The sequence below is a fragment of the Pseudomonas sp. 3A(2025) genome, assembly GCF_054589175.1.
Window position 1 is genome coordinate 722,630 of record NZ_BAAILM010000113.1, and the last position, 25,735, is coordinate 748,364.

Here is a 25,735-nt window from a genome sequence, read left to right on the forward strand (position 1 = left end):
CCTCAACCCGTCGGACCTGACCGAAAGCGTCGGCCTGTACGCGCAAGGCGATGCCCACGACACGCAGCGCGCCATCGCCGCCGCCACGGCGGCCCAGCCGTTGTGGCAAGCAGCGGGTAGCCAGCGCCGCGCCGATGCGCTGGACCTGATCGGCAGCGAAATCCTTGCTCGCCGCGAAGAGCTCGGCCGCTTGCTGGCTCGTGAGGAAGGCAAGGTGCTGGCCGAAGCCACTGGCGAAGTGGTGCGCGCCGGGCAGATTTTCAAGTTCTTCGCCGGTGAAGCCTTGCGCGTCAGCGGCGAGCATCTGGATTCGGTACGGCCCGGCATCGAAGTCGATGTGCTGCGCCAGCCGGTGGGCGTGGTCGGCATCATCACGCCGTGGAACTTCCCCATCGCCATTCCGGCCTGGAAGATCGCCCCGGCGCTGGCCTATGGCAACGCGGTGGTGTTCAAGCCGGCCGATCTGGTGCCGGGCAGTGGCTGGGCGCTGGCCGAGATCATCAGCCGCGCCGGCCTGCCGCCGGGCACTTTCAATCTGGTGATGGGCCGTGGCAGCGTGATCGGTCAGGCACTGGCCGAGTCACCGGCGGTGCGCGCCATCAGTTTTACCGGCTCGACTGCCACCGGGCAGCGCCTGATGCAAACGGCCGGTTCGCGCTTTGCCCGGCTGCAACTGGAAATGGGCGGCAAGAACCCGCTGGTGGTGCTCGCCGATGCCGACCTGGAGCAGGCTGTGGAATGTGCGGTGCAAGGCGCGTATTTCTCCACCGGCCAGCGCTGCACGGCGTCGTCGCGTTTTATCGTCGAGAAGGCCATTCACGGACGCTTTGTCGAGGCGGTCATCGAACGCCTGAAAAACCTGCGCGTCGGTCATGCCCTGCACCCTGACAGCCAGATCGGCCCGGTGGCGGACATGGCGCAATTCAGCCAGAACCTCGATTACATTGACATCGGCCGCAACGAAGGCGCATCACTGGCCTGGGGCGGCGAGGCGCTCAAGCGCGACACCGAGGGCTATTACATGAGCCCGGCGCTACTGGTCGACGCGCAGTCATCGATGCGCATCGCCCAGGAAGAAATCTTCGGCCCGGTGGCTTGCACGCTGGTCGCCGACAACTACGAACACGCGCTGCACATCGCCAACGACACGCCGTTCGGTCTGTCGGCCGGCCTCTGCACCAGCTCGCTCAAGCACGCCACGCACTTCAAGCGGCATGTGCAGAGCGGCATGGTGATGGTCAACACCGCCACCGCCGGCGTCGATTACCACGTGCCGTTCGGCGGTACCAAGGCTTCCAGTCACGGACCACGGGAACAGGGCCGGCACGCCATCGACTTCTTCACCACGCTGAAAACCGCCTACACCCAGGCCTGAAAACAACAAGAGAGAACATTATGGATTACGACCTGATCATCGTCGGCCTGGGCCCGGTGGGCGTTACCGCCGCCAACCTCGCCGGCACCTGGGGCCTGCGCACGCTGGTGCTGGACAAGAGCGACAGCGTCTACCAGAACCCTCGGGCCATGGGCATGGACCACGAGGCCATGCGCACCTTCGACAACATTGGCCTGGCCGACAGCATCGCCGAGCACGTAATGCCTTATCGCGCCTCGCATTACCTCAATGGCGCGGCGCAGTTGATCAAGCACATCGACGCCGCCAAGCCGCCGTTTCAGCTCGGCTGGGCGCCGAATTATGTGTTCTCGCAGCCGCCGCTGGAGCGCGCCTTGCGCAGCAACCTGCAGCACTGGCCGCACGTCGAGGTGCGCCTCGGTCGCGAGGTGCTCGGTTTTCAGCAGCGCGAAGGCCAGGTCAGCGTCAGTTTCAGCAACCCCGATGGCTCACAAGATACAGCCAGCGCCGCTTACCTGCTGGCCTGCGACGGCGGCACCAGCCCGATCCGCATGCACCTGCAACTGAACATGGAAGACCTGGCGTTCGACGAGCCGTGGCTGGTGGTCGATGTGATGCTCAAGGAAGGGGCCGGCGACAGCTTGCCGGTGACCAACGTGCAGTACTGCGAAACCGGACGGCCGAGCACCTTCGTGGTGGGGCCGGGCCGGCATCGGCGCTGGGAGTTCATGATCAACGACGATGAGTCGCCCACTGAAATCATGCAGCCTGAGTCCATCCAGAAACTGATCGCGCGCTGGCTGCCAGCGGGTGACTACGACATCTGGCGTGCATCGAGCTACCGCTTCCACGCGCTGATTCTGGAACAGTGGAGGATCGACAACCTGTTCTTCCTCGGCGATGCCGCGCACATGACCCCGCCGTTTCTGGCGCAAGGCATGTGCCAGGGCATTCGTGACGCGATGAACCTGATCTGGAAACTGGCGCTGGTCCGCCGTGGCGTGGCGGCGCCCTCGTTGCTCGACACGTATCAGGTCGAACGTGCGCCTCACGTCAAACGCACCACCGAGGTGGCCAAGGAGTTTGGCCAGACCATCTGCGAGCGCGACCCGCTGCGCGCCGCCGAGCGTGACCGGGTACTGCTGGTCAGCCTGGAAAGCACACCTAGCGGCACAATTCGCCAGTCGCTGATTCCGGGACTCAAGGGCGGCTTTATCGACGGCCAGGCGCCGGCAGGCGAGCTGTTCCCGCAGCCACGGGTGACCGACCACAAGGGCCGCGAAGACCTGCTGGACCGTTTTACCGGGCAAAGCCTGCGGCTGGTGATCAGCGAAGGGTTTGCCGCCACCGAGGTGCTGTTGAGTGCATTGCAAGACAGCCTGGCCGGGCAGGACATTCCGGTGAGTGTGGTGCAACTGAGTGCACAGCCATCGAATGCCAATCAGTACCGCGAGCACGATGGCGTGCTGGGTAGCTGGATGGCACGACAGGGTTGTGAGGTACTGCTGGTACGACCGGACCATTACGTGTACGGCGGCGCCAACGACCTTGAACAGGCCGTGCAATTGATTCGCCAGGCATTGGGCCGCTTGCGCGGTTGATCCACCTCAACTCGTAGGAGCGGCTTCAGCCGCGAAGGGCACGACACCGTGTTGCGCCTTTCCCGACTAAAGCGGATCGCCGCCCGGTCGGTCCTACGGGTTCGGCGTGCTGTCCCTTATTGCAACGTCGAATGCTGTTGGCGCAGCACGTCGGTGACGTTTTTCAGGGTGCCGCCGATGTGGTTGCCCAGCATCTGCGTCGAGGCTTCGATGTCGCGGGCCAGTACCGCGTCCATCAACACCTTGTGCTCGTCGCCCTTGTGCCGCTCGACCTTGCGGTGCAAGGCCGAGAAGCGCCGGTAGCGTTCGGCCTGGTCGAACAGCGAGTCGATCAGGCGCAGCAGCATGACCGACGGGCAGGCGGAGAACAGGGCGAAGTGGAAGGCCTTGTGACGCACCGACCAGTCATCGTCCAGCGCCACCGAAATACTGCCCAGGCGTTTTTCGACCACGCCGAGGCGATGGTAGGCGCCCAGCACATCGGCCTCCCAGGCATCGTCGCCATGGCGGATCGCGTCGGCCAGTGCTTCGCATTCGAGCAGGCGACGCAACTGGGTGATCTGCTGGAAGTCCTCGACCGACAGTTTCGCGACGCGAAAACCCTTGTTCTCGACGGCCTCGACGATGCCTTCCTGGGCCAGGCGATTGAGCGCTTCGCGAATCGGTGAGCTGCTCAGGCCGTAGTTCTGCGAGAGCTCGGCCACTTTGAGTTTTTCGCCGGGGGCCAGGTCGCAGCAGATGATCGACTTTTTCATCTGCTGCAAGGCCACCTCGATGAGAGAGCCGCTGTGTGGAGTAAGCATGTCAGTGGGTATCCATGGATGTTGCACGCTTGTCGATTTTATGCACAAAGGAAGATTTGTGCAATTTTTTGACATCATTTAAGCCGGAAATATCCCAACGCCTCACGCAGTTGCCCGGCCAGTTGTTCCAGCTCATGGCTGGCCTGACGCACGCGCACGCTGCGGCCCTGGCCCTGCACCGCCGCTTCCCGCACACAGAGCATGCTGCGGCTGACCTCACCGGCCATGCGGTTCTGTGCATCGGTGGCGCTGGCGATCTGCAGATTCATCTGATGAATGGTCGCGACATCGCTGCTGACGCCACTCAACGCCTGACTCGCCCGTGCCGAATGCTCGCGGGCGCGCAGCGATTCTTCGCCGGCGCGCTCGACCCGGTTCAGCACCGCCTTGCTGTCGTGCTGCAAGGACTGGATCATCCCGGCGATTTCTGCCGCCGACATCTGCGTGCGATTGGCCAGGCTGCGCACCTCGTCGGCGACCACCGAGAACCCCCGGCCCATCTCGCCGGCGCGGGCCGCCTCAATGGCGGCATTGAGGGCCAGCAGGTTGGTCTGCTCGACCAGGCCCTGAATCACTTCCAGCACCCGGCCGATGCTCATGCTGCGCGCATCCAGCGAGCGCATGCCTTGTCCGGCTTCACGCACCTGATCGTCAAGGCCGGTAATCTGTGCCACGGTCGCGCCGACATCGGCACTGCCGGCCTGGCTGCCCTGGCTGGCGGAACCGGCGGCCGCGCAGGCCTGTTCGGTACGGCCGAGCACATCGACCAGGGTGGCCTTCATGCTGTGCATGGCGTCCACCGCCCGCTCGGTTTCATCCACCTGACTTTGTGCGCCCAGGGTCATGTCTTCGGTGACCCGTGCCAGTTCGCTGGACGCTGCGCTCAAGCCCACCGCGCCCTGTTCGATACGGCTGACGATGCCGTGCAAATTCGTGCACATGCGTTTCATGGCCTGCTGCACCAGCCCCAGTTCATCGCGGCGCTCGCCGTCAATGTGCAGGTCCAGGCGCCCGGCGGCGACCTGCTCGACCAAGGCGGCGGTGTCGCGCAACGAGTGAATGATCCGTGAGCGGATGAACCAGGCCGCGACGGCGCCGATCAGCACCACCAGCACGGTCATCACCAGCAGCCAGGCATAGGCATCGCTTTTGAGCTGCAACTGGTGCGCGGCAATCTGTTCGCGCAACTGGCTGGACACGCCAAGCATCTGTTCGGCGATACGGTCCATTTCGCGCTCTGTCTCACGGCTGGCCGCGCCGCTGGCGTGATAGTCCTCGAACGCTGTGCGATAGCGCTCCAGCGACTCCAGCGCCGCATCCAGCAAGGCGCGTTGCTGCGTCTGGGCGCCGCCGGCCAGGGCCTGGGTCGATGAGCGCAGGTCGCTCAGTTGCAGCACCCACTGGTCGTAATGCGCCGGTTGCAGGGTCAGGCTGTAGGCCCATTCGATGTTGCGCAGCGCCAGCAGCTTGCGCATCAGCAGCGTGGCGCTTTCGGTCTGTGCCATGGCCGCCAGCGGGTCAGTGTCTGGCTGCATCAACGATTCGATCACATCCTGCTCGACGCTCTCGAAGCTGAGCCGTACCCGCTCGGCCTCCACGCCCATGCTCTGCTGGGTTTCCAGCACTCGCCCACGCGCCTGGGCCAGGCGCTGGAACTGGGCGCGGTAATCCTGGCTGGCAGCCAGCAGCGCCGCTTGCGCTTCACCCAGGCCGTGCAGTGGCTCGACCATGCTTTGCAGCAGGCGCTGCACCTCCTCCTGATCAGCCTGACGACCGTCCAGGCGATAACTCTTTTCGGCGATACGGGTGGCGAGAATCGCCTCGTGCACGCTGACAATTCTGTGCAGCCGGCCCTGACCTTCGAACACCGCTTGCAGATTGCCGGCAATCGCCGCCGCCAGCAGCACGCTCAGCCCGCACAACAGGCTGAAACCCAAGGCCAGCAAGGTGCCGATGGACAGCGATTGAAACGGTGCAGACATAGATTTCATCTTTTTATTTTTCCTATGGCATTCCAGTGATGGCGCCTTTGGCGGCAAGTCTCGGTTTTTTGCTTGACTTCCCTTCCTCAGGCATCCTATTTTTGTGCACAAAGCATCACAATAAGCAAAAAGAAAATAATAATGCACAAAAATAAAAGCATCATCTGAAGCCACCGTGCTCACAGATGGAACCCCCTGTAACAACAATAAAAATGCAGACGAGGTATCCATGAACATCCAGCAACGCCACCGCGTCACACCGGTTTTCACCCGGCGTACGGTCAACACCCTGAGCGCTGCCATTGCCCTGTGCTCGGCCAACGCCATGGCTTTCACCTTCGATACCGGCATCGACGGGCTCACCACCCGCTGGGACAACACCGTCAAATACAGCAACGCCTGGCGCCTCAACGAGCGCGCCGACAACGTGATGTCTTCGGCGTCCAACCCCAACGTCGACGACGGTGACCGCAACTTCAGCACCGGCCTGATTTCCAACCGCTTCGACCTGCTCTCGGAGCTGGACATCAAGTACAAGGATGTCGGCGCACGCATCAGCGGCGCGGCCTGGTACGACACCGTGTACAACGAGAGCAACGACAACAATTCGCCGGGCACGGCCAACCCGGTGAGCGTTCGCTACAACGAATTCACTCGCAAGACCCGCAACCTGCACGGCCGCGACGGCGAGTTGCTCGACGCCTTTGTCTACGGCGCCACCGATATCGGCTCCACTCGCCTGTCGGCACGCCTGGGTCAGTTCAACCAGATCTACGGCGAGAGCCTGTTCTTCGGCGCCAACGGCATCGCCAACGCGCAAAGCACCGTCGACCTGGTCAAGCTGCAATCGGTGCCCGGCTCGCAGTTCAAGGAAATCCTGCTGCCCACCGAGCAGTTCTCGTTCAACTGGCAACTGACCGACACCGTCAGCGTCGGCGCCTACTACCAGTTCGAATGGAACAAGACCCGCCTGCCCGGCTCCGGCAGCTATTTCAACGTGGGCGACTTTGTGGGTGATGGTGCCGAGAGCGTGTACTTCGCCGGCGGCCGCTTGCTGCGCGGCAGCGACATCAAGGCCCGCGACTCGGGCCAGTTCGGCGGGCAGATCCGCTTTGCACTGGAGGACTGGGAGTTCGGCCTGTACGCGGCGCGTTACCACGACAAGACCCCGGTCTGGTATTTCCGGCCGGGCTTTCTCGGCGGCGACGACAGCTTCATCAACGTCTACCCCGAAGACATCAAGACCTACGGCGCCAGCTTCAGCACCCTGGTGGGTGAGGCCAATATCGCCGGTGAAATCTCGATGCGCGTCGACACGCCGCTGGCCGCCAACGGCGGTGTGGTGGTCACCGGCGACATGACCGCCAACAACAGCAGCCGCGCGCTGTACCCGATCGGCGACTCGCTGCATGCGCAACTGTCGATGGTCAACGTCTACGGCGGCAACGCGCTGTGGGACGGTGCATCGCTGGTCGGTGAAGTGGCGTTCAACCGGCGCCTGAGCGTCAAGCGCAACGCCGAACGCCTGGACCCCAACAGCACCCGCGATGCCTATTCGGTGCGCGCCACTTTTGAGCCGCAGTATTTCCAGGTCTTCCCCGGCGTCGACGTGCAGTTGCCGATCACCGTGGGCTACACCCCTTACGGCCGCTCTTCGGTCACCCCGCAGGCGTTCGCGCCCGAGCACGGCGGCGACTTCACCCTGGCGCTCAAGGCCGATTACCAGAAGCAGTGGTACGCCTCGCTCAGCTACACCAATTTCTTCGGCGACGGCGGCCCCATCGTCGGCCAGGACAACAACTACACCTTCGAGCAAACCCTGAAGGACCGAGACTTCATCGCCTTTTCGATCCAGCGCACTTTCTGATCCACGGAGAACAATAAGATGAAAAGACAAGTTCTGCTGCTCACGGCCCTCGCTGCCAGCCTGATCGCCAGCACCGCCATGGCGGCGGTCTCGCCCGAAGAAGCCGCCAGACTCAAGACCACCCTCACCCCGCTGGGCGCCGAGCGTGCCGGCAACGCCGACGGCAGCATTCCGGCCTGGACCGGCGGGCTGACCAAAGACATCGCCGGCCCCAAGTTCGGCGATGTACCGGCTGACCCTTTCCCCGGTGAAAAACCGCTGGTGCGCATCACCGCCGCCAACGCCAGCCAGTACGCCGGCAAACTCAGCGAAGGCACGCAGGCGCTGTTGCAGAAATACCCCAACAGCTTCTTCATCGACGTTTACCCCACCCACCGCACGGCGGCCGCGCCGCAATGGGTGTATGACAACACCGCCGGCAACGCCAGCAAGTGCCAGCTCACTGAAGCAGGGTTATCGGTGCAGGGCTGCTACGGTGGCATTCCGTTCCCGATTCCGAAAAACGGCAACGAACTGATCTGGAACTCGCTGCTGCGCGTCGAAGCCGAGTCGATCGAAATGGGCTATCGCAACACCATCGGCAACGCCGACGGCTCGCGGACCATGGCCAGCCGGGGCGTCGAGAACTGGCAATACCCGTACTACTACAAAGACGGTAGCGCCGAGAAATGGCCAGGCCAGTACGTGCTGCTGCGCTTTATCACCAACGAGCCGCCGTTCAAGGCCGGCGAATCGCTGGTGACCCACGACAGTATCAACGCCGCCAGCCCCCGTGATGCCTGGCAATACCTGGTCGGCCAGCGCCGCGTACGTCGTGCCCCGACCGTGGGTTACGACACCCCCGACTTTGTCGCCTCCGGCGCCAACTACTTCGATGAAGTGCACGGTTTCATTGGCCACCCGGACCGCTACGAGTGGAAGCTGATCGGCAAGAAAGAAATGTACGTGCCCTACAACACCAACAACTTTCATGCGCAAAAGCCTGAGGATGTGAACACCAAAGACGTGCTCAACCCGGAGAAGATGCGTTGGGAGTTGCACCGTGTCTGGGAAGTCGAGGCCACCGTTGCCCCCGGCAAACGCCATGCCGTGCCCAAGCGGCGCTTCTACATCGACGAAGACAGCTGGACCGTGGCCATGGTCGACGGCTACGACGCGCAGGGCAAACTGTGGCGGGTCAATCAGGTGCTGCCGTTCGTAGTGCCGTCGATCCCGGCCGTGGTGGTCAAGCCGGTGGTCATCTACAACCTGCAAGCCGGCACCTACAGCGTGGTGCAGGGCCTCAATGGCGAGCGCTACTCGGTCGTGCCGCGCAAGCCGGAGAACTTCTTCACCGGCAACGCGGTGGCGTCGGACTCCGCACGCTGACCCAGCCTCAAGGGCGGGCCTGCGCGCCCGCCCCTCGTTCGAGGATTCAACGATGCAACGATTTCCAGTCAGCCTGCTGACGGCATGCCTGTGCCTGCACGCCATGACCGGCAGCGCCAAAGAGGCCCCCGTGCTCACCGAGCCGCTGCAACAACCGGCATTGATCAGTGCCTTGGCGCAACGCTCGCTGATGCTTGATGTAACCCGCGCCGGCAACGCCCTGGTGGCGGTGGGCGAGCGCGGTTTTATCGTGCGCTCCGACGACAACGGCAGTACCTGGCAGCAAGTCGCCGCGCCGGTCAGCGTGACCCTGACCCGGGTGACATTCGCCAGCGCCGAGCAAGGCTGGGCCATCGGTCACGCCGGGGTGATTCTGCACAGCAATGACGGCGGGCGCAGTTGGCAATTGCAACTGGACGGCCGTGAAGCGGCGCGTTTGCTGGTTCAGGCCGCCGAACAAAACCTGACGACCGAACCCGGCGCGGCGGCCGAACGGCGCTTGAACGATGCACGCAATCAGCTCGCCGACGGCCCGGACAAACCGTTTCTGGCCGTGCACTTTTTCGACACGCAACGCGGCCTCGTCGTCGGCGCTTATGGCCTGGCCTTTGCCACACAAGATGGCGGCGCGCACTGGCAGCCGGTCGACCGGCAACTGGACAACCCCGGCGCGCTGCACCTGTACGCCATCCAGGCGCTAGGTGACGCCGTGTTCATTGCCGGCGAGCAAGGCCTGCTGTTGCGCTCAACCGATGGCGGCGCCAGCTTTCAGGCCCTGGATTCACCGGCCAGCGGCACCCTGTTCGGGCTGGTCGCGGCAGGGCCAAAGCGCCTGCTGGCGTTCGGGCTGCGCGGCAAGATTTTTCTGTCCGACGATGCCGGCGACAGCTGGCAAGGCATCGCCAACCCGCAACCGATCACCCTCACCGCCGGCACTCGCCTGAGCGATGGCCGTGTGGTGCTGGTCGACGAGTCCGGCAGGCTGCTGGGCAGTACTGACCCGCTGCAAGGTTTTACCGCCACGCCGCTGGCTGAGCCGGCCTACCTCACCGGCCTCACCGAATTGGCCAACGGCCAGGTGCTGGTCAGCAGCGCGCGCGGCTTGTCGCGGCTGAGCCTTGATTCACAGAGTCCTGATGCCTTGAAGCGGAGCACGCCACGTGAACAGTAACGTCAAACACCCGCCGTCTGGCAGCGACTCCACGATCAGCCTGTTCGACCCGCGTTCCGGCGGCCTGCCCGAGCGGGTGCTGTTTCGCTTTCGCTGGCTGATTGTGCTGCTGTGCCTGCTGGCCAGTGCGCTGCTCGGCTGGCAGGCGCAGCACCTGCGCCTGAGCGCGGCTTTCGAGAGCATGATCCCGGTGGATCATCCGTACATCGAGAACTACTTCAAGTACCGCAGCCAGCTTGGCGAGGGCGGCAATACCTTGCGCATCGCCGTGCGCAGCAACGGCGCCAGCATCTATGACGCGCAGTATCTGGAAACCCTCAAGCAGCTCAACGACGAGTTGTTTCTGCTCGGCGGCGTCGACCGCCCGTACATGAAATCGCTGTGGACGCCGGCCACCCGCTGGATCGGCGTAACCGAAGAAGGCTTCGACGGTGGCCCGGTAATTCCCGAGGATTACAACGGCTCGCCGGCCAGCATCGAACAGGTGCGGCAGAACGTCGAACGCTCCGGCGAGATCGGCCGGCTGGTGGCGCCGAACCTGCGTTCCAGCGTGATCATCGTGCCGTTGCAAGACACCGCCAACGGCCAGGCGCTGGACTATCAGGCGCTGTCGCTGCAACTCGAAGCACTGCGCAGCAAGTACAGCAACGCGCAGGTCGACATTGCGATTACCGGCTTTGCCAAGGTGGTCGGCGACTTGATGGACGGCCTGGCGCTGATGCAGTTGTTTTTCGCCGGCACCCTGCTGATTTGCGCGCTGGTGTTGTACTGGTACACCCGTTGCGTGCGCAGCACCTTGCTGGTGCTGCTGTGTTCGGTGGTCGCGGTGGTCTGGTTGATGGGCCTGCTCGCCGCGCTGGGCTATAGCCTGGACCCGTACTCGATTCTGGTGCCGTTTCTGATCTTCGCCATCGGCCTGTCGCATGGCGCGCAGAAGATGAACGGCATCATGCAGGACATCGGTCGCGGCGCCGACAAACTGACCGCCGCGCGCCTGACCTTCCGCCGCCTGTTCCTCACCGGCGCCATGGCGCTGCTGGCCGATGCGGTGGGCTTTGCGGTGCTGATGATCATCAACATTCCGGTGATCCAGGACCTGGCCGTCACCGCCACCCTCGGCGTGCTGGTGCTGGTGTTGACCAACCTTGTGCTGCTGCCGGTGCTGCTGTCGTACACCGGCGTCAGCAAACAGGCCGCGCAACGCGAGGCCGACGCCGAACAGCGCGCCACCAGCGACGTGCTGAACGAGCGCAATGCGCTGTGGGCGTTTCTCGATCTGTTCACCCGTCCCGGCCGCTGGAGCAACGGCGCCTTGTTGATCGCGGCGGCGCTGGCGGTGGCCGGCTTTGCGGTCAGCTTGCACCTGAAGGTCGGCGACCTCGACCCCGGGGCGCCAGAGCTGCGCCCCGAGTCGCGCTACAACCTGGACAACGCCTTCATGGTCAGCAATTACGCGGCCAGCAGCGACAAGTACGTGGTGATGGTCAAGACCCCGCAGTACTACTGCGCCAACTACGAAACCCTGGTCAAGGTCGATGCCCTGGAAGCACGCTTGCAACAGTTGCCCGGCGTGGTCTCGACCACCTCGTTGGCGGCGCTGAGCAAACAGGCCGCCGCCGGCATGAACGAAGGCAGCCTGACCTGGTACGAGATTCCGCGTAACCAGGGCCTGCTCAACGCGATCATCACCCGCGCACCACGTGAGCTGTTCAACCAGAACTGCGACTTGCTGACCCTCAACGTGTTTCTTGCCGACCATAAGGCCGACACCTTGACGCGTGTGGCCAATACCGTCGAGGCGTTTGCCGCCGCCAACAACAGCGAGACCCTGCAATTCATGTCGGCAGCCGGCAACGCCGGGATCGAGGCGGCGACCAATATTGTGGTCAAGAAATCCAACGTGCAGATGCTGCTGATGGTCTACGCGGCGGTGACGCTGCTGTGCTACATCACCTTCCGCTCGTGGCGCGCGGTGGTGTGCACAGTGCTGCCGCTGATGCTCACTTCGATTCTGTGCGAGGCGTTGATGGTCGGGCTGGGCATTGGCCTGAAGGTCGCCACCTTGCCGGTGATCGCCCTGGGCGTCGGTATTGGCGTGGACTACTCGCTGTACATTCTCAGCGTGACGCTGGCCAACCTGCGCCAGGGCATCGCGCTGTCGCGGGCCTACTACCTGGCGCTGCTGTCGACCGGCAAAGTGGTGGTGCTGACCGGCGTGACCCTGGGCATCGCCGTGGCGACCTGGGCCTTGTCGCCGATCAAGTTCCAGGCCGACATGGGCATTCTGCTGGCCTTCATGTTTATCTGGAACATGCTCGGCGCGCTGATCCTGACACCGGCGCTGGCGCGCTTGCTGCTGACCCGTGAAGAGGGCAACCTGCACCCACGCTAACGAAGCAAGAGGCAACCATGCGTGGTTATTCGATAGAGGCACGCTCACTCAACATTCTCGGGGTTGCCGGGCACAACTATTGGGTACTGCGCGATGAGCACGGCCATGCTCTGGCGCAGTTGCACGGCCTGGCCACCGAGCGACGGACCGGTCAGGCCGTTCCGATCGGTACCAACCAGGCCAGGCATTCACTGCGTGCCTGGCATTACCCGCACGATGCAGCCTATGCCAAGTCAATCGGCGCCCCGGTCAACAGGACCAGTTTCATCCGTGATAATCAGCCGTCATGCACCGTCATCATCGGCGACAAAGATGAAATTCTCGCGCGCTGGAACACTGCCGTAAACGCAGTGTCAGCATTCAATGCGCAAGACCTGAACTACCCCAACTACGGCTTCAACCTCTTGCGTGACACCGTCAACAGTAACTCGGCGTACCGCACCTTTGGCGAGCTGATGAATGTCTCGGTGCCGGGATTTCCCGGCAGATTTGAGCCGGGTATCGGCAACCGCATACTGTCGCCAGAGCGTACTGAAGCACTGCGTTACTGCGCACCCGCCACGCCGCCTCAAACGCCGCGCTCACGCCCACCGTCACGCAGCCGCCTGGGGATAATCACGTTCGTGGCACTATTGCTGGCCCTGCTGTTATTTAAAGGAATAAAGCTCGATGCGTAAATTTTTTGCCCTGGCGCTACTGGTGACCCCTCTGTTCGCGTCGGCTGACTGCACAGAGCATTTGCAGACCTGGGCCAAGACCCTGCAGCCCGGCCTCAAGCTCGACAGCGAACACGCCGTGTGCAAGATCAACCCGGGCAACGCCAGCCAGACCCTGGCCGCCCTGCCCTTTGCCGAGAACGTCGACGCCGATGGCCAGGGCGACTATGGCCTGGGCGTGATCGTTGCCGACACCGCCACCGGCAAGATCATTGCCCGGCACTACCAGCCCGGCGCGATCGTGTCAGACGCCATCTTTTTTGAAAGCCTGGCGCTGGACACGGCACGCTATCAACTCACGCCCACACTGCGCGCGTTTGGCGTGCGCATCAGCCATACGGGGTCCTCTCGGGTCAACCCTTACAGCGGTACGCTGCTGAACCTCTATGTACTCGACGGCCAGACCGTGCGCCCGGTCATGGACAAGCTGGAAGTGAGGGCCAGCAGCGCCGACTGGGACGGCGCGTGCAACGGTGATTTCACCGAGACAGAGCGCACGATTTCGATCGCCGGCAAGAGCAAGAACGGCTTGGCCAGCCTACTGGTCGAGGAAAAGACCGTGCATACCAAAGACGTGGCGAAGGGCGACGATTGCGAAACCGTCGAACGCACGCCTGTCGTCTCCCGCGCCACGCTGGAATACGACGGCCAGCGCTACCCGGTGCCAGCGCAGTTGGCCCGCGCCTGGTAATCACACCGTCAACAACCACAGACTCAGCCCCGGAAACGCGACCAGCAAGACGATGCGCAGCAAGTCCGAGCACAGAAACGGCACGATGCCCTTGGCCGTTTCGCCGTACGGCACGTCCCTGGCGGTGCGGTGCACGATAAACAGGTTCATGCCCAGCGGTGGATGGATCAAGCCGATTTCAACCACCATCAGGGCGAGGATGCCGAACCAGATGGATTTGTCCGACTCGCTCAGGCCGAAGAAATCCAGGCCCATGATCATCGGGTAGAAAATCGGGATGGTCAGCAGGATCATCGCCAGAGAATCCATCACGCAGCCCAGAATCAAATACAGCCCCAGGATGATGATCAGCACCAGCAACGGTGCCAGCCCGCTGGCGATCACCCAGGCAGCCAGTTCGCCGGGCATCTGCGTCAGCGCCAGGCCTGAGTTGAGCAGATCGGCGCCCAGCAGCACGAGAAAGATCATCGCCGAAGTTTCTGCCGTGCCCAGCAGGCTGGCGCGAATGCCGATCCAGCGCATGCCACCTTGCCACACCGCCAGAATCCCGCAGGCCGCCGCACCAATGGACGCCGCTTCCGTGGGGTTGGCCCAGCCGCCATAAATACCGACGATGACCACCAGAAACACGCCGATCACCGGCGAGACGTTAATCAGCGCCTTGACCCGCTCGGCGCCTGAAGCCTTGGGCGACAGGGTGGCCTGGCTCTCACGAGCGACCATGATGCGCAGCACCAGCATGTAGCCAAGAATGGCAATCACTCCAGGCACGATAGCGGCGATGAACAGCTTGGCGATCGATTCCTGGGTCAACACCGCATAAATGATCAACGGCACTGACGGCGGAATCAGAATGCCCAGCGTACCGCCCGCCGCCACCGTCGCCGTGGCCAGCCGCCCGGAATAGTTATGCCGGCGCAGCTCGGGCAACGCTACGTGGCTCATGGTCGCGGCGGTGGCCAGTGACGAACCGCAGATCGCGCCAAAACCTGCGCACGCGCCAATCGCCGACAGGCCCATGCCACCCTTCCAGTGCCCGATGAAGGCCGAGGCACAACGAAAGATCGACCGCGACAGGCCGCCGTGGGTGGCGAACTGACCCATCATCACGAACAGCGGAATCACCGCCAGGTCGTAGTTGGACAGCCGCGAGTACGCCAGGTCGTTGAGGGTGAACAGCAAGCTGGACAGGTCGCCATCGTTGACCGCCCAGAAACATGCCGCACCACCGATCAGCATGGTGATGCCGATGTGCACGCGCAGCAGCAACAGCGCCATGGTGATACCCAGCGCGACCAGCCCCAATCCCAGACCGCTCATGATCCTGCTCCCGACGTGGTCCTGGCTTTGAACCAGACATCCTGAACCCGCGCCAGCGCGCAGATCCCCAACAGCACCAGGCTGGGCACGATACACAGTAGCGCCACCCACAACGGAAACGACAACAGCGTGGTGGTGTCACCGTTTTCATGGTTGTCGAGCATTTGCAGCCCGGTGCGCCACGCCAGAATCCAGGCCACCACACAGCACAGCAGATGCGCCACGCCATCCAGAAACGCGCGCACCCCGGCAGGCAGCCACGAGGTCAGCGCATCGACCTTGATGTGCGTGCCGCGCAGTTCGCACAGCGGCAGAAAGGCGGCAATCGCAATCGAGGCGCCCACCTCGACCAGTTCCATGTCGCCGCGCACCGGCACGGAAAACAGCTTGCGGCCGATGATCGACACCAGCGACATGCCGATCAGCGCCATCAGCAACAGGCCGCCGCCCAGGGCAAACGCCTGGGTGACGTGCCTGAGCAAGCGGCGCAGCGGCCCGTGGTGCGGTTCAACCGCGAATTCGATACTCAGAGATTCCTGCATGGCGATTACTGCGCCACGCCAGACAGGCTACGCACCTGCTGCACCAGTGCCTTGCCATCCAGGCCCTTGGCATCGGCTTCGCTGACCCACTGCTCGACCGCGCTGGCCGAGGCTTTGCGCATGTCGCTGTAGGCAGCGGCCTCGATGCTCACCAGCCCTTGGGCCGGGGTGGCATCGTGGGCGGCATCGGTAGCTTTGTCCCAGGCGGTGGCGAAACGCTCGGACAACACCTTGCCGCTGTTGCGTTCGATGATTGCCTGCACATCGGCCGGCAGGCTGTCGAATTTTTTCTGGTTCATGAGCATGGCCAGCACGGTGTAACCGAACGCCGGCTGCCCGGCCGGGGTGACGCTGTGGAACTGGGTCACTTCATCGAGCTTGGTCGCCGGCACCACCTCCCAGGCGGCCAGCGCGCCATCGACCACGCCCTTGGAAATGGCTTCGGTCATCTGTGCCGGCGGCATGCTCACCGCTGTGGCGCCGAGGCTTTCGACGGTCTTGGCCGCAGTGCGGCTGGAAGCGCGCAGCTTCAGGCCCTTGAGGTCAGCCAGGGTCTGCACCGCCTTGCCACGGGTGTGCAGATTCATACCGCCGTCGCCATGTACAACCAGCACCTTGTAGCCCTTGAAATCGTCCTTGCCGTACTGCTCGTAGAAATTCCAGATGATGTCGTTACCGGCCTTGCCGCCATACGGCAGCACGAACGGCAGCTCCAGCGCTTCGACGCGGGGGAACTTGCCTGGCGAATAAGCCGGCGCGGTCCAGACGATATCGGCTACACCATTGCGCGCCATGTCAGCCAGCTTGGCCGGCGTGCCACCCAGTTGCATCGAGGGGTACAGCTGGCACTTGATGCGGTCGGCAGATTCCTGGCGCAACTGCTCGCACCACGGCTCGATGATGTTGACCTGGGCATTGGAGGTCGAGGGCAGGAAGTGAGCGACCTTGAGGGTGATGGTGTCGGCCTGTGCCGACGCAGTCCCTGCCATGGCCAGGCACAGGGCGGCAATCGTGATGGATTTCATGCGGGTAGCTCCGTTTTGTTTTTGTAGCCATGCGAGCGCAATGGCGGCTGGAAGCGCAATTCATTAACAAATTAAATTTTTATAAAAAATTGTCAACATCCAAGGCACATTACCATTGTTAATAAATTAACCATATGGCTTGATAAGCGCTCATCACGTACCTCCTGGAGATAAAAACAATGATCAGGAATCGACACCCGCTGCCCACACTCGCCTGTCTTTTGGGTACAGCCTGCAGCTTCAGCGGCGCTGTACAGGCCGACTTTTTTGCCGACAGCAAGGCCAGCCTCGAAGCCCGCAACATGTACATGAACCGTGATTTCCGCCAGGGCGGCGCCGCGCAGGCCAAGGCCGAGGAGTGGGCGCAGGGATTCACCGCCCGCCTGGAATCGGGATTCACCGAAGGCACTGTGGGGTTTGGTGTGGATGCCATCGGCCAGTTGGGCCTCAAGCTCGACTCCAGCCGTGACCGTCGCGGGACCGGGCTGTTGCCGTTTGGCGCCAGCAGTCTGGAGCCGGTAGACGACTACAGCGAGCTGGGCCTGACCGCCAAGGTCAGGCTGTCCAAAAGTGTGCTCAAGCTGGGCACACTGCAACCGGCGCTGCCGGTCGCGGCCTACAACGATGTGCGCCTGTTGTCGTCGACCTATTCGGGCGGCCTGCTGACCTCAAAGGAAATCGATGGCCTTACCCTGAACCTCGGGCGTCTGGAGAAGATCAACCTGCGTGATTCGTCGAGCAACGACGAGATGAATTACGCCGGCGTGCAAAGCGCGCATCTGGACCTGTTTGGCGGCAGCTACGCGCTGAACCCGAACCTGACGCTGAGCTACTACTACGCGCAGATGGACAGTATTTATCGCCAGCATTTTGCGGGCCTGACGCACAACGCCAAACTGGCCGAAGACATAACCCTGAAAACCGACCTGCGCTTTTTCGACACCGGCGAAGACGGCGAGCACCGCTATCGCAGCGCCGCCCGGGTTGACGGCGGGCGCATCGACAACCGCTTTTTCAACGGCATGCTGACCCTGGGTGTCGGTGCGCACAAGTTCGGCGTCGGCTACCAGAACCTGTCGGGCGACGGCGATTTCGCCTACCCGGGCCTGGACCCTTACTCGGTGAACCTGGTGACGGTCAACGTCTTCACCAAGGCCGAAACCGACGCCTGGCAAGCGCGCTACGATTACGATTTTGCCGCACTGGGCATTCCCGGCCTGAGCTTCATGAGCCGCTATGTAAACGGCAAAAACATCGAAACGGCGCGGGTCAGCGGCGGCAAGGAATGGGAGCGTGACACCGACCTGGTCTACACCTTCCAGGACGGCACGCTCAAAGGCCTGAACATCCGCCTGCGCAACGCCACCTTCCGCTCCAGCGGCGGCCTGACCACTGATATCGATGAGAATAGGGTGATCGTGGGGTACACGCTGCCGCTGTTCTAACCCACATCACCCTCTTACCCAAGTTCAATGACGCGGTGCGACTGGCTCAAGAACCCGGTCGCTGCCAGTATCGCTGGCCGGGCGCGAGAGCATGGCGGCAATGGCAGCAATCAACGCCAGGCCGCCCATGAAGTAACCAACCGGCAACCAGCCGGCATCCTGCTTGAGCAGTGCGTAGCACAGGGTTGGCGAGAAGCCGGCAATGATAAAGCTCAGTTGCGTGGCAAGCCCCACGCCGGTGTAGCGCACGCGGATGCTGAACATCTCGGCGTAGAACGATGGCCACAACGCGTTCGGCGCGCTGTAGATCACGCCCTTGAGCAGCACAGTGGCGAGGATGATCAGCGCGATATTGCCGGTGGTGATCGACCACATGAACACAAACACCCCGACGCTGCAGGCCAGCGAGCCGATCACGAAGATGCGCTTCTTGCCGATGCGGTCGGCCAGCAGCCCGAACAGCGGCTGGCAGATCAGCGCCGCGACCTGGCTGGCGGCGATGGCCGACAGCATCGAGGCGCGGTCGATGCCCTGGTTATTGGCGCCCCACGACAGGCCGAAGATCATCACCAGCGACGACACCGAGCAGATCAGCGCACAACAGAACACAGTGATGAACGCACGCCATTCCTTGCTGAACATCTCGATCACCGGCGCCTGCTGCGCCTCGGCCTTGGCTGCCTTGTTGGCCAGAAACTCCGGGCTTTCGTCGACGCCATGGCGAATGAACAAGGTAAAGCCGACCAGCACCGCGCTCAGCAGAAAGGGAATGCGCCAGCCCCAGGACAGCAGTTGCTCCTCGGACAGCATCGACAACGGGATGAACACTGAGGTGGCCAGAATCGAGCCCATCGATGCGCCGTTGATCAACCAGCTCGTGTAGAAAGCCTTTTTCTTGCCGGGCGCATGCTCCATGGTCAGCAGGCTGGCACCGACCTGCTCGCCGCCGGCCGACAAGCCTTGCAGCAAGCGGCAGGCCACCAGCAGCCCCGGTGCCCAGGCACCGATGCTGGCGTAGGTCGGCAACAGGCCGATGGTGGTGGTGGCGATGCCCATCAGCAACAGCGTCAGCATCAGCACGTGCTTGCGCCCGAGGCGATCACCCAGATGGCCGAACAGCAACGCGCCGATGGGTCGCGCAATGTAGCCGACACCGAAAGTGGCCAGCGCCGCGAGCGTGCCGGCCATCGGGTCGCTGGACGGGAAGAACAGCGTACTGAACACCAGCGCCGCTGCCGAGCCATAGATAAAAAAGTCGTAGTACTCGACCACGCTGCCCAGAAAGCTGCCAAAGGCCGCCTTACGGGCCATGCGCGGGTCTTTTATGTGTGAAGTCGTCATGGGGTCAACCTGCTTTTCTTGTCTTTATAGGGGTTGTAAAGCGTGTTGCCGGTCAGGTGCCGAACGGTGCCAGTTGGCTGCCACCGCACACATGCATCACCTCGGCGGTGATGAACGCAGCATCGCTGGAGGCCAGGAAAGAAGTGGTGCCGGCGATGTCTTCAGGCGTGGTCAGGCGCTTGAGCGGCGTGCTGGCAATGGAGCCTGCGGCCATGCGTTCAAAGCTCTCAGCATCGCGGCCATCGAGGGTAAAGGCCGACGGCAACAGGCCGGGCGCAATGGCGTTGACCGTGACTCCAAGCGGCGCCAGCTCACGGGCCATCGAGCGGGTCAGACCGACCAGCCCGGCCTTGCACGCTACGTACGCTGGCGGGCCACCGGCGACCCAGCAACGCGAGACCATGTTGATCACTCGCCCGCCGCGCGCCTGTGCCTTCCAGTACGGGGCGACCTTCTGGCACAGCAACGCAGGACCGCGCAGGTTGACCGCCATCATGTGGTCCCACAGCAAAGGATCGAAATCGAAGATCGAGCCGCGATGGTTGACGGCGGCATTGTTGACCACCACATCGATACGCCCGAATGCTGCGCCGGCCTGTTCAACCATCGCGCTGATCGAAGCCTCGTTGCCCAGATCGGCGTGCAGCGCCAGGGCGCGTTGGCCGGGCGCCAGTTGCAGCTCATGGACCAGCGCCTGGGCGGCCTCGAGGTTGAGATCGACGGCAATGATGTCCAGGCCGTCACGGCACAGGCGTGTGCAGATGGCACGCCCCAGCTCACCGGCAGCCCCGGTAATCAGCGCCACGCGGCGTTCAGCGTGAGAAGTGTTCATTGGCACAATGCCTCGTTGTTGTTGTGGTGGTGGTTACGGGCGCGGCAGACGACTCGCTCGACTGCATGTAGTCGCGGATCAGGTCGCGGTTGCGCAGCAGCTTGTCGCGGTCGTCATGGACGCTGGAAAAGTCTTCGATCGACACCCAGTCGGCAAAGCCATTGGCGGCCAGCGTGGCGAGCATGCTGCGCAGCGGCAGCACGCCTTCGTCCGGCGGGCACCAGTTCCATTGCCAGCCAAGGCCTGGGGCCAATGGACGGTAAGCCACGTTCTTGACCTGCACATGGGCCAAGTGCGCGCCCATCAGGTCCAGCGACAGTTGCACGTCTTCGCGACCTTCGATGGCCAGGTTGCCGATGTCGTAAATGATGCCCAGATGGCTGGCCGGATAATGCTCGGCGACGCGCATGGCCAGCGACGGGCTGGAACAGATGGTACGTTGATGCACCTCAAGTGCCAGGCGCACGCCCTGCTTCTCGGCATGCGGCAACAGCCGATCAAGAAAGCGGCGCATGCGCGCATAGGCTTCGGGGTAGCGCTCATCTTCATAGCCTGGCGCCCACAAACGCAGCCGGGCCTGATCGGCAATCGCCGCCAGGTCGATCAGGTGCAAGGCCGCGTCCAGATCACCGACCGTCAGGTACGGGCTCAGGCCGAAAATCTTCAGGCCCAGCGCCTGGCAGTGGCGCTGGATACGCGCGACGGCAATCTGGTCGGGGGCAATGGTGCAACGGTTATTGTGCCGGGCGTCCCAAGGCTGGCGCGGGTCGAGCTGGCCGGTATCGGCGACTCGCCATTCGACGCCCTGATAACCCAGGCGAGCCAGTTCATCGGCCAGCGCTTCGGGGCTGAGGCTGGGCAACGAGGCGCTTGAAGCCCCCAGGCGCGGTGCGGGGTGCGTCATGAGGTTTTCCTTGAAGTTGTTATCGAGTACCTGAGGCGATACTAGGTCAAACCTTGGGTTGATTAAATTGATATAAAATCCGCGTTAATCAACCTGTGGGTTAACCCCTGAAGAGCCCCGCCCTATGAGCCAGTCCCTGATCAACCTTCGTCATCTGCGGGTATTTCTTGCCGTGGTCAGTGCCGGCAGCCTGGCCAGCGCCGCGCAGTTGCTGCACATCACCTTGTCGGCGGTGTCCAAAAGCCTCAAGGAGCTGGAGCAGGAACTCGGCGCACAACTGCTGGTTCGCGGCCGCAAGGGCGTACGCCTGTCAGCGGCCGGCGAGACCTTTCACAAGCATGCGGCGCAAACCCTGGCCAGTTTCGGCCAGGCCATGGACCCGACCCAGATGGCTGCCGAAACCCCGCAACTGCTGCGCATCGGTGCACTGCCCACCGCCGCCGGCTATATGCTGGCGCCGGTGGTTGCACAGATGCGCGAACTCTATCCACACGTGCGGGTGCAGGTATTGTCAGGGGTCTACGACTATCTGGTGGGCAAGTTGCGCACCGATGAAATCGACCTGATCGTCGGCCGCCTGATTGGCCGCGACATGCTCGGCGTGGCGTTCGAGGCGCTCTACGAAGAAGACCTGTTGATGGTGGTGCGCAAGGACCATCCGCTGACAGCACGCGAGCATTTGCGCCTCGATGACCTGCGCCCTTACGTGCTGATCGCCTCGCCGCAAGGCACGCTGGTGCGCATCAGCGTCGATAATTTTCTGCTGTCGCAGAACGCTAGCGGCGGTTTTCAGATCCTTGAATCGGTGAGCGAAACCTTCTCGCGGGTGTATGTGCAAGACCATGACGCGGTGTGGTTCGTGCAACGCGGCGTGGTCGATCTGGATATGCGCCTGGGCATCGTCACGGCCTTGCCATTCGCCAGCCCGCTGCTGCGGGCGCCAGTCGGCCTGACCACGCCGACCGACCGGCCACTGTCCGAAGCGGCAGGGCATTTCACTCGTTTGTTGCGTGCGTGGAGGCAATGATGCTGACGTTAAACATAGGTCCCTTTGCCTTGGGCATGCACCACGCGTTGGTGTTGGCCAGTCTGTTGCTGGCAACTCTGATCGGCTGGTGGGTGGGCCGGCGGCAGGGCTGCAATCCTGAGCGTCAGCTGTTCAGGCTATTGATCGTCGCGCTAGTGGTGGCGCGGCTGGTGTTCGTGGTCCGCTACTTCGAGCATTACCAAGGCCAATTGTGGCGCATCGTCGATATCCGCGATGGCGGTTTCAGCGCAGTGCCCGGTGTGATCGCTGCATTGGCACTGGGCGGTTGGCAGCTATGGCGCAATCCTGTGTTGCGCAAGCCGCTGGGCGTGGCGCTGACCGTGGGTGTACTGGGCTGGGGTGGCGGCAACCTGATCCTGCAGAATCTGCAACGCGCCAACTCACTGCCCGAGGTGACCCTCTACGATCAACACGGCCAGCACGCCGACTGGCATAACCCGCCGGGCAAGCTGCGGGTGGTCAACCTCTGGGCCACTTGGTGTCCGCCGTGCCGACGTGAAATGCCGGTGCTGATGGCGGCTCAGGCCGAGCATGCCGATATCGAGTTTCTGTTCGTCAATCAAGGCGAGACGCCCGACACCGTGCAGCGTTTTCTGAGCAGCCAGTCGTTGAGCCTGCGTAACCTGTTGCTTGATCCTGAGGGCCAGTTGGGCCGCAGCGCTGGCTCTGCCGCACTGCCCACCACCTTGTTCTACGACGCCCAGGGCCGGCAGATCGGCAACCATCTGGGCGAACTGTCGGGTGCCAGTCTGGCCCAGGCGCTTGAGGCGTTGAGGGCGCAAGCCAGCCCATAAGTGATCGGGTTCAAATCCACTGATCGTTCACGGCGGTGCGCTCACCGCCTTCATCACCGGTATTGAACACACCGCGAGGTTCGATCAGCATCATCTTCACCTCCTGCTCGGCCCAGGGTTTGTGCTCTACGCCTTTGGGCACCACGTACAACTCGCCGCTGTTCAACAGCACGTGGCCATCGCGAAAATCGATGCGCAGCGTGCCGTCGAGCACCAGAAAGGCTTCGTCGGTGTCGGCGTGAGAATGCCAGATGAAATCACCCTGGATACGCACGACCTTGAACTGGTAGTCGTTCATTTCGGCAATCACTTTGGGTGTCCACTGTTCGTTGAACAGCGACAGTTTGTGCATGAGGTTGATCGACTGGCTCACGGGGCGAAACTCCTGCTGGATGAAGTATCGCCAGCCTAACCAACCGGCCGGATTCGGCTCTTGTACGATCGTGCAGCTTCAGCGTGATTGCTGCAGGCGCAGCCAACGCGCCGGCGACAAGCCGTGGCAGGCAATGAAGTGGCGGGTCATATGGCTCTGATCGAAGAAGCCGGCGGCCAGTGCAGCATCAACCAGAGTAAAGCCTGACCGGAGCAATTGCCGGCACACATCCAGGCGCCGCAAGGTCACGTAGCGATAAGGGCTGGTGCCGTACAACGCGCGAAAATCCCGCGACAGGCTCCAGCGTTCACGGCCGCTGATCTGCTCCAGTTCTTCAAGGGTCACGCTGGCGCCCTGGCGGCTGTGGATGTATTCCCGGGCACGCTCGGCGGCACGGTAATCGAAACTGCGCCGGGCCCTGGGTTTTCCACCCACGGCTTGCAGCGCCTGGGCCAGATCGAACAACGCGTCCTGTTCCTGCAAGGCCTCCAGCGGGCAATCCATGGCCTGCATGAATACGTCGCAGGCCCGGTACAGACGAACATCGGTGCTCAACGCACCCTTGATGAACGGCAACGGCTGACCGCCCAGAATCTGCTGGATCAGCACCGGCTCGACGTAAATCATCCGGTAGCGAAACCCCACCTCGGTGCCGGCCATGCCGTCGTGCAGTTCATCGGGGTGCAGCACCAGCGTGCCGCCCGGAAGGCTATGGCGCAGGGTTTTCTGGTACTCGAAACTCTGCACACCGGCCAGGGTGCGGCCGATGGCGTAGGTGTCATGCCGGTGCGGGTCGTAGCCATGGCCACTGAAAAACGCCTCGATACGCTCGATGCGTGTGGGTGACTCGCCGTGTTGCACCCAGTCATGTGCGCTCATGGTTGCGAGCCGCCTTTACCGGTTCTATTTGAGGTACGAACGCAGCAGCGTCGCAATCTGGTCGATCTCGGTCTGACGCTGTTCGGTGCTCAGCTCGGCATCACCCAGGTGGTCGCGAATATGCCCTTCCATGACCTCGGCCATCAAGCCATTGACCGCGCCACGAATGGCCGCGATCTGCTGAAGAATCGCCACGCAGTCCTTTTCTTGTTCCAGTGCGGTTTCCAGAGCTGTGGCCTGCCCCCTGATCTTGCGCACGCGGGTCAGCAGTTGTTTCTTGCCCTTTACGGTATGAGCCATTATCTTTCCTCTAAACTATACTGGGGTACAGTATAAAACCCCATCATCTGGAGCATGTCGCCATGACCACTCATCGCCCGGAACACTACCTGCATTCCCACCAGTTTCATCAGCCCAATCTGTCAGCCGAGCGCAAAACGCGGATCGCAGTATGGGTCACGGCGGTGATGATGCTCGTGGAAATCGTGGGCGGTTGGCAATTCAATTCGATGGCCTTGCTCGCCGATGGCTGGCACATGAGCTCTCATACCCTGGCGCTGGGCCTGTCATTGTTCGCTTATGCGGCGGCTCGGCGTCTGGCCGATGATCGGCGCTTTACCTTTGGCACCTGGAAGATCGAGATTCTGGGCGGCTACTCCAGCGCCATTTTGCTACTGGGCGTGGCCGGGCTGATGGTGTTCCAGTCCATCGAGCGGCTGTTGTCACCGGGGCCGATTCGCTATGACGAAGCCATTGCTATCGCCGTCGTCGGGCTGGCCGTGAACCTGCTGTGCGCCTGGTTGTTGCGCGATAAACATGGCCACGGCCACGATCATGATCACCACCACGGACACCATCACGACCTCAACCTGCGCTCGGCTTATCTGCATGTGCTGGCCGATGCTGCGACTTCAGTGCTGGCAATCATTGCCCTGCTGGCGGGCAAGTTCTGGGGGGCCGGCTGGCTTGACCCGGTGATGGGCCTGGTCGGCGCGATACTGGTGGGGGTATGGGCCAAGGGCTTGCTGCGCGACACCAGCCGCGTGTTGCTGGACGCAGAAATGGACGCACCGGTGGTTCAGGAAGTACGCGATGTAATCGCACAATTAGCGATACAGGCAGAGATTACCGACCTGCATGTCTGGCGGGTCAGCAAGGACCAGTACGCCTGCGTACTGACCCTGGCCACCCATGCAGCGCTGGATGCCGACAGCGTGCGGCAGGCATTGTCGATCCATGAAGAACTCGCGCACGTGACCGTGGAAATCAATCGGCTCCAGGCGTGAA

The 25,735-nt window shown here is 62.7% G+C and carries 23 protein-coding genes; 12 read left to right on the top strand and 11 right to left on the bottom strand.

Annotated elements, in window-relative coordinates; genetic code table 11:
* Positions 1 to 1,375, top strand: a 1,375-nt coding sequence (locus ACYP2A_RS29965) for an aldehyde dehydrogenase family protein (protein ID WP_459749538.1), incomplete at its 5' end; no start/stop codon positions are given.
* Positions 1,376 to 1,395: 20 nt separating this feature from the next.
* The gene (locus tag ACYP2A_RS29970) at positions 1,396 to 2,955 is read left to right on the top strand and encodes a bifunctional 3-(3-hydroxy-phenyl)propionate/3-hydroxycinnamic acid hydroxylase (RefSeq protein WP_459749539.1); all 1,560 of its coding nucleotides are present in this window, start codon (positions 1,396 to 1,398) and stop codon (positions 2,953 to 2,955) included.
* 116 nt (positions 2,956 to 3,071) lie between these two features.
* Here ACYP2A_RS29970 and ACYP2A_RS29975 read toward each other — a convergent pair whose 3' ends face one another.
* Together ACYP2A_RS29975 and ACYP2A_RS29980 are read right to left on the bottom strand one after the other, a co-directional pair.
* Positions 3,072 to 3,758 (bottom strand): GntR family transcriptional regulator, encoded by a 687-nt coding sequence (locus ACYP2A_RS29975; RefSeq protein WP_459749540.1) that lies wholly within the window; start codon positions 3,756 to 3,758, stop codon positions 3,072 to 3,074.
* Between the two features lie 74 nt (positions 3,759 to 3,832).
* A complete protein-coding gene (locus ACYP2A_RS29980) occupies positions 3,833 to 5,740 on the bottom strand; it encodes a methyl-accepting chemotaxis protein (RefSeq protein WP_459749541.1) in 1,908 nt (635 codons plus the stop codon).
* A gap of 229 nt (positions 5,741 to 5,969) precedes the next feature.
* Between ACYP2A_RS29980 and ACYP2A_RS29985 the strand changes: the two genes are divergently transcribed.
* From ACYP2A_RS29985 to ACYP2A_RS30010, 6 genes are read left to right on the top strand one after another with little or no spacing between them, the layout of a single operon-like run.
* On the top strand, positions 5,970 to 7,607 hold the full coding sequence (locus ACYP2A_RS29985) for a DUF1302 domain-containing protein (RefSeq protein ID WP_459749542.1): 1,638 nt from the start codon (positions 5,970 to 5,972) through the stop codon (positions 7,605 to 7,607).
* 18 nt (positions 7,608 to 7,625) lie between these two features.
* On the top strand, positions 7,626 to 8,975 hold the full coding sequence (locus tag ACYP2A_RS29990) for a DUF1329 domain-containing protein (protein ID WP_459749543.1): 1,350 nt from the start codon (positions 7,626 to 7,628) through the stop codon (positions 8,973 to 8,975).
* Positions 8,976 to 9,027: 52 nt separating this feature from the next.
* A complete protein-coding gene (locus tag ACYP2A_RS29995; RefSeq protein ID WP_459749544.1) occupies positions 9,028 to 10,146 on the top strand; it encodes a YCF48-related protein in 1,119 nt (372 codons plus the stop codon).
* On the top strand, positions 10,136 to 12,538 hold the full coding sequence (locus ACYP2A_RS30000) for an efflux RND transporter permease subunit (RefSeq protein ID WP_459749545.1): 2,403 nt from the start codon (positions 10,136 to 10,138) through the stop codon (positions 12,536 to 12,538). The genes ACYP2A_RS29995 and ACYP2A_RS30000 overlap by 11 nt, the downstream gene beginning before the upstream one ends.
* Positions 12,539 to 12,555: 17 nt before the next feature.
* Entirely contained in the window at positions 12,556 to 13,215 is a 660-nt protein-coding gene (locus tag ACYP2A_RS30005) for a hypothetical protein (protein WP_459749546.1), read from the top strand.
* On the top strand, positions 13,208 to 13,945 hold the full coding sequence (locus ACYP2A_RS30010) for a PA3715 family protein (RefSeq protein WP_459749547.1): 738 nt from the start codon (positions 13,208 to 13,210) through the stop codon (positions 13,943 to 13,945). The genes ACYP2A_RS30005 and ACYP2A_RS30010 overlap by 8 nt, the downstream gene beginning before the upstream one ends.
* On the opposite strand, the gene ACYP2A_RS30015 is transcribed toward ACYP2A_RS30010, so the two are convergent.
* Genes ACYP2A_RS30015 through ACYP2A_RS30025 form a run of 3 tightly spaced genes read right to left on the bottom strand, consistent with a single transcriptional unit; the run spans position 13,946 to position 16,832 of the window.
* The gene (locus tag ACYP2A_RS30015; protein ID WP_459749548.1) at positions 13,946 to 15,265 is read right to left on the bottom strand and encodes a TRAP transporter large permease; all 1,320 of its coding nucleotides are present in this window, start codon (positions 15,263 to 15,265) and stop codon (positions 13,946 to 13,948) included.
* Positions 15,262 to 15,807: a TRAP transporter small permease gene (locus ACYP2A_RS30020; protein WP_459749549.1), complete on the bottom strand. Its 546-nt coding sequence runs from the start codon at positions 15,805 to 15,807 to the stop codon at positions 15,262 to 15,264. The genes ACYP2A_RS30015 and ACYP2A_RS30020 overlap by 4 nt, the downstream gene beginning before the upstream one ends.
* Positions 15,808 to 15,812: 5 nt before the next feature.
* Complete coding sequence (locus ACYP2A_RS30025; RefSeq protein ID WP_459749550.1) at positions 15,813 to 16,832, bottom strand: TRAP transporter substrate-binding protein; 1,020 nt, start codon at positions 16,830 to 16,832, stop codon at positions 15,813 to 15,815.
* Between the two features lie 179 nt (positions 16,833 to 17,011).
* On the opposite strand from ACYP2A_RS30025, the gene ACYP2A_RS30030 reads away from it, so the two are divergent.
* Positions 17,012 to 18,277 carry an OprD family porin gene (locus ACYP2A_RS30030; RefSeq protein ID WP_459749551.1) on the top strand — a complete coding sequence of 422 codons (1,266 nt, stop codon included), beginning with the start codon at positions 17,012 to 17,014 and terminating at the stop codon, positions 18,275 to 18,277.
* A 24-nt stretch (positions 18,278 to 18,301) separates the two neighbouring features.
* On the opposite strand, the gene ACYP2A_RS30035 is transcribed toward ACYP2A_RS30030, so the two are convergent.
* The 3 genes from ACYP2A_RS30035 to ACYP2A_RS30045 are packed head-to-tail and all read right to left on the bottom strand — an operon-like array spanning position 18,302 to position 21,354.
* Complete coding sequence (locus ACYP2A_RS30035) at positions 18,302 to 19,618, bottom strand: MFS transporter (protein ID WP_459749552.1); 1,317 nt, start codon at positions 19,616 to 19,618, stop codon at positions 18,302 to 18,304.
* A 52-nt stretch (positions 19,619 to 19,670) separates the two neighbouring features.
* Positions 19,671 to 20,450, bottom strand: a complete 780-nt coding sequence (locus ACYP2A_RS30040) for an SDR family NAD(P)-dependent oxidoreductase (protein ID WP_459749553.1) — start codon at positions 20,448 to 20,450, stop codon at positions 19,671 to 19,673.
* Positions 20,431 to 21,354, bottom strand: a complete 924-nt coding sequence (locus tag ACYP2A_RS30045; protein WP_459749554.1) for a sugar phosphate isomerase/epimerase family protein — start codon at positions 21,352 to 21,354, stop codon at positions 20,431 to 20,433. Before ACYP2A_RS30045 ends, ACYP2A_RS30040 begins: the two co-directional genes overlap by 20 nt.
* Positions 21,355 to 21,478: 124 nt before the next feature.
* On the opposite strand from ACYP2A_RS30045, the gene ACYP2A_RS30050 reads away from it, so the two are divergent.
* Complete coding sequence (locus ACYP2A_RS30050) at positions 21,479 to 22,381, top strand: LysR substrate-binding domain-containing protein (RefSeq protein ID WP_459749555.1); 903 nt, start codon at positions 21,479 to 21,481, stop codon at positions 22,379 to 22,381.
* Positions 22,381 to 23,196, top strand: a complete 816-nt coding sequence (locus ACYP2A_RS30055) for a TlpA family protein disulfide reductase (RefSeq protein WP_459749556.1) — start codon at positions 22,381 to 22,383, stop codon at positions 23,194 to 23,196. The genes ACYP2A_RS30050 and ACYP2A_RS30055 overlap by 1 nt, the downstream gene beginning before the upstream one ends.
* Positions 23,197 to 23,206: 10 nt before the next feature.
* Here the strand turns inward: ACYP2A_RS30055 and ACYP2A_RS30060 are convergent, their stop codons facing one another.
* The 3 genes from ACYP2A_RS30060 to ACYP2A_RS30070 form a co-directional block, all read right to left on the bottom strand.
* A complete protein-coding gene (locus tag ACYP2A_RS30060; protein WP_459749843.1) occupies positions 23,207 to 23,548 on the bottom strand; it encodes a cupin domain-containing protein in 342 nt (113 codons plus the stop codon).
* 99 nt (positions 23,549 to 23,647) lie between these two features.
* Positions 23,648 to 24,448, bottom strand: a complete 801-nt coding sequence (locus tag ACYP2A_RS30065; RefSeq protein ID WP_459749557.1) for an AraC family transcriptional regulator — start codon at positions 24,446 to 24,448, stop codon at positions 23,648 to 23,650.
* Positions 24,449 to 24,472: 24 nt separating this feature from the next.
* Positions 24,473 to 24,748, bottom strand: coding sequence for a metal/formaldehyde-sensitive transcriptional repressor (locus tag ACYP2A_RS30070; protein WP_459749558.1), 276 nt, complete (start codon positions 24,746 to 24,748; stop codon positions 24,473 to 24,475).
* Positions 24,749 to 24,810: 62 nt separating this feature from the next.
* Here ACYP2A_RS30070 and dmeF point away from each other — a divergent pair, with 62 nt between their 5' ends.
* Positions 24,811 to 25,734 carry a CDF family Co(II)/Ni(II) efflux transporter DmeF gene (gene dmeF, locus ACYP2A_RS30075; RefSeq protein WP_459749559.1) on the top strand — a complete coding sequence of 308 codons (924 nt, stop codon included), beginning with the start codon at positions 24,811 to 24,813 and terminating at the stop codon, positions 25,732 to 25,734.
* The last annotated feature ends 1 nt before the right edge of the window (position 25,735 follow it).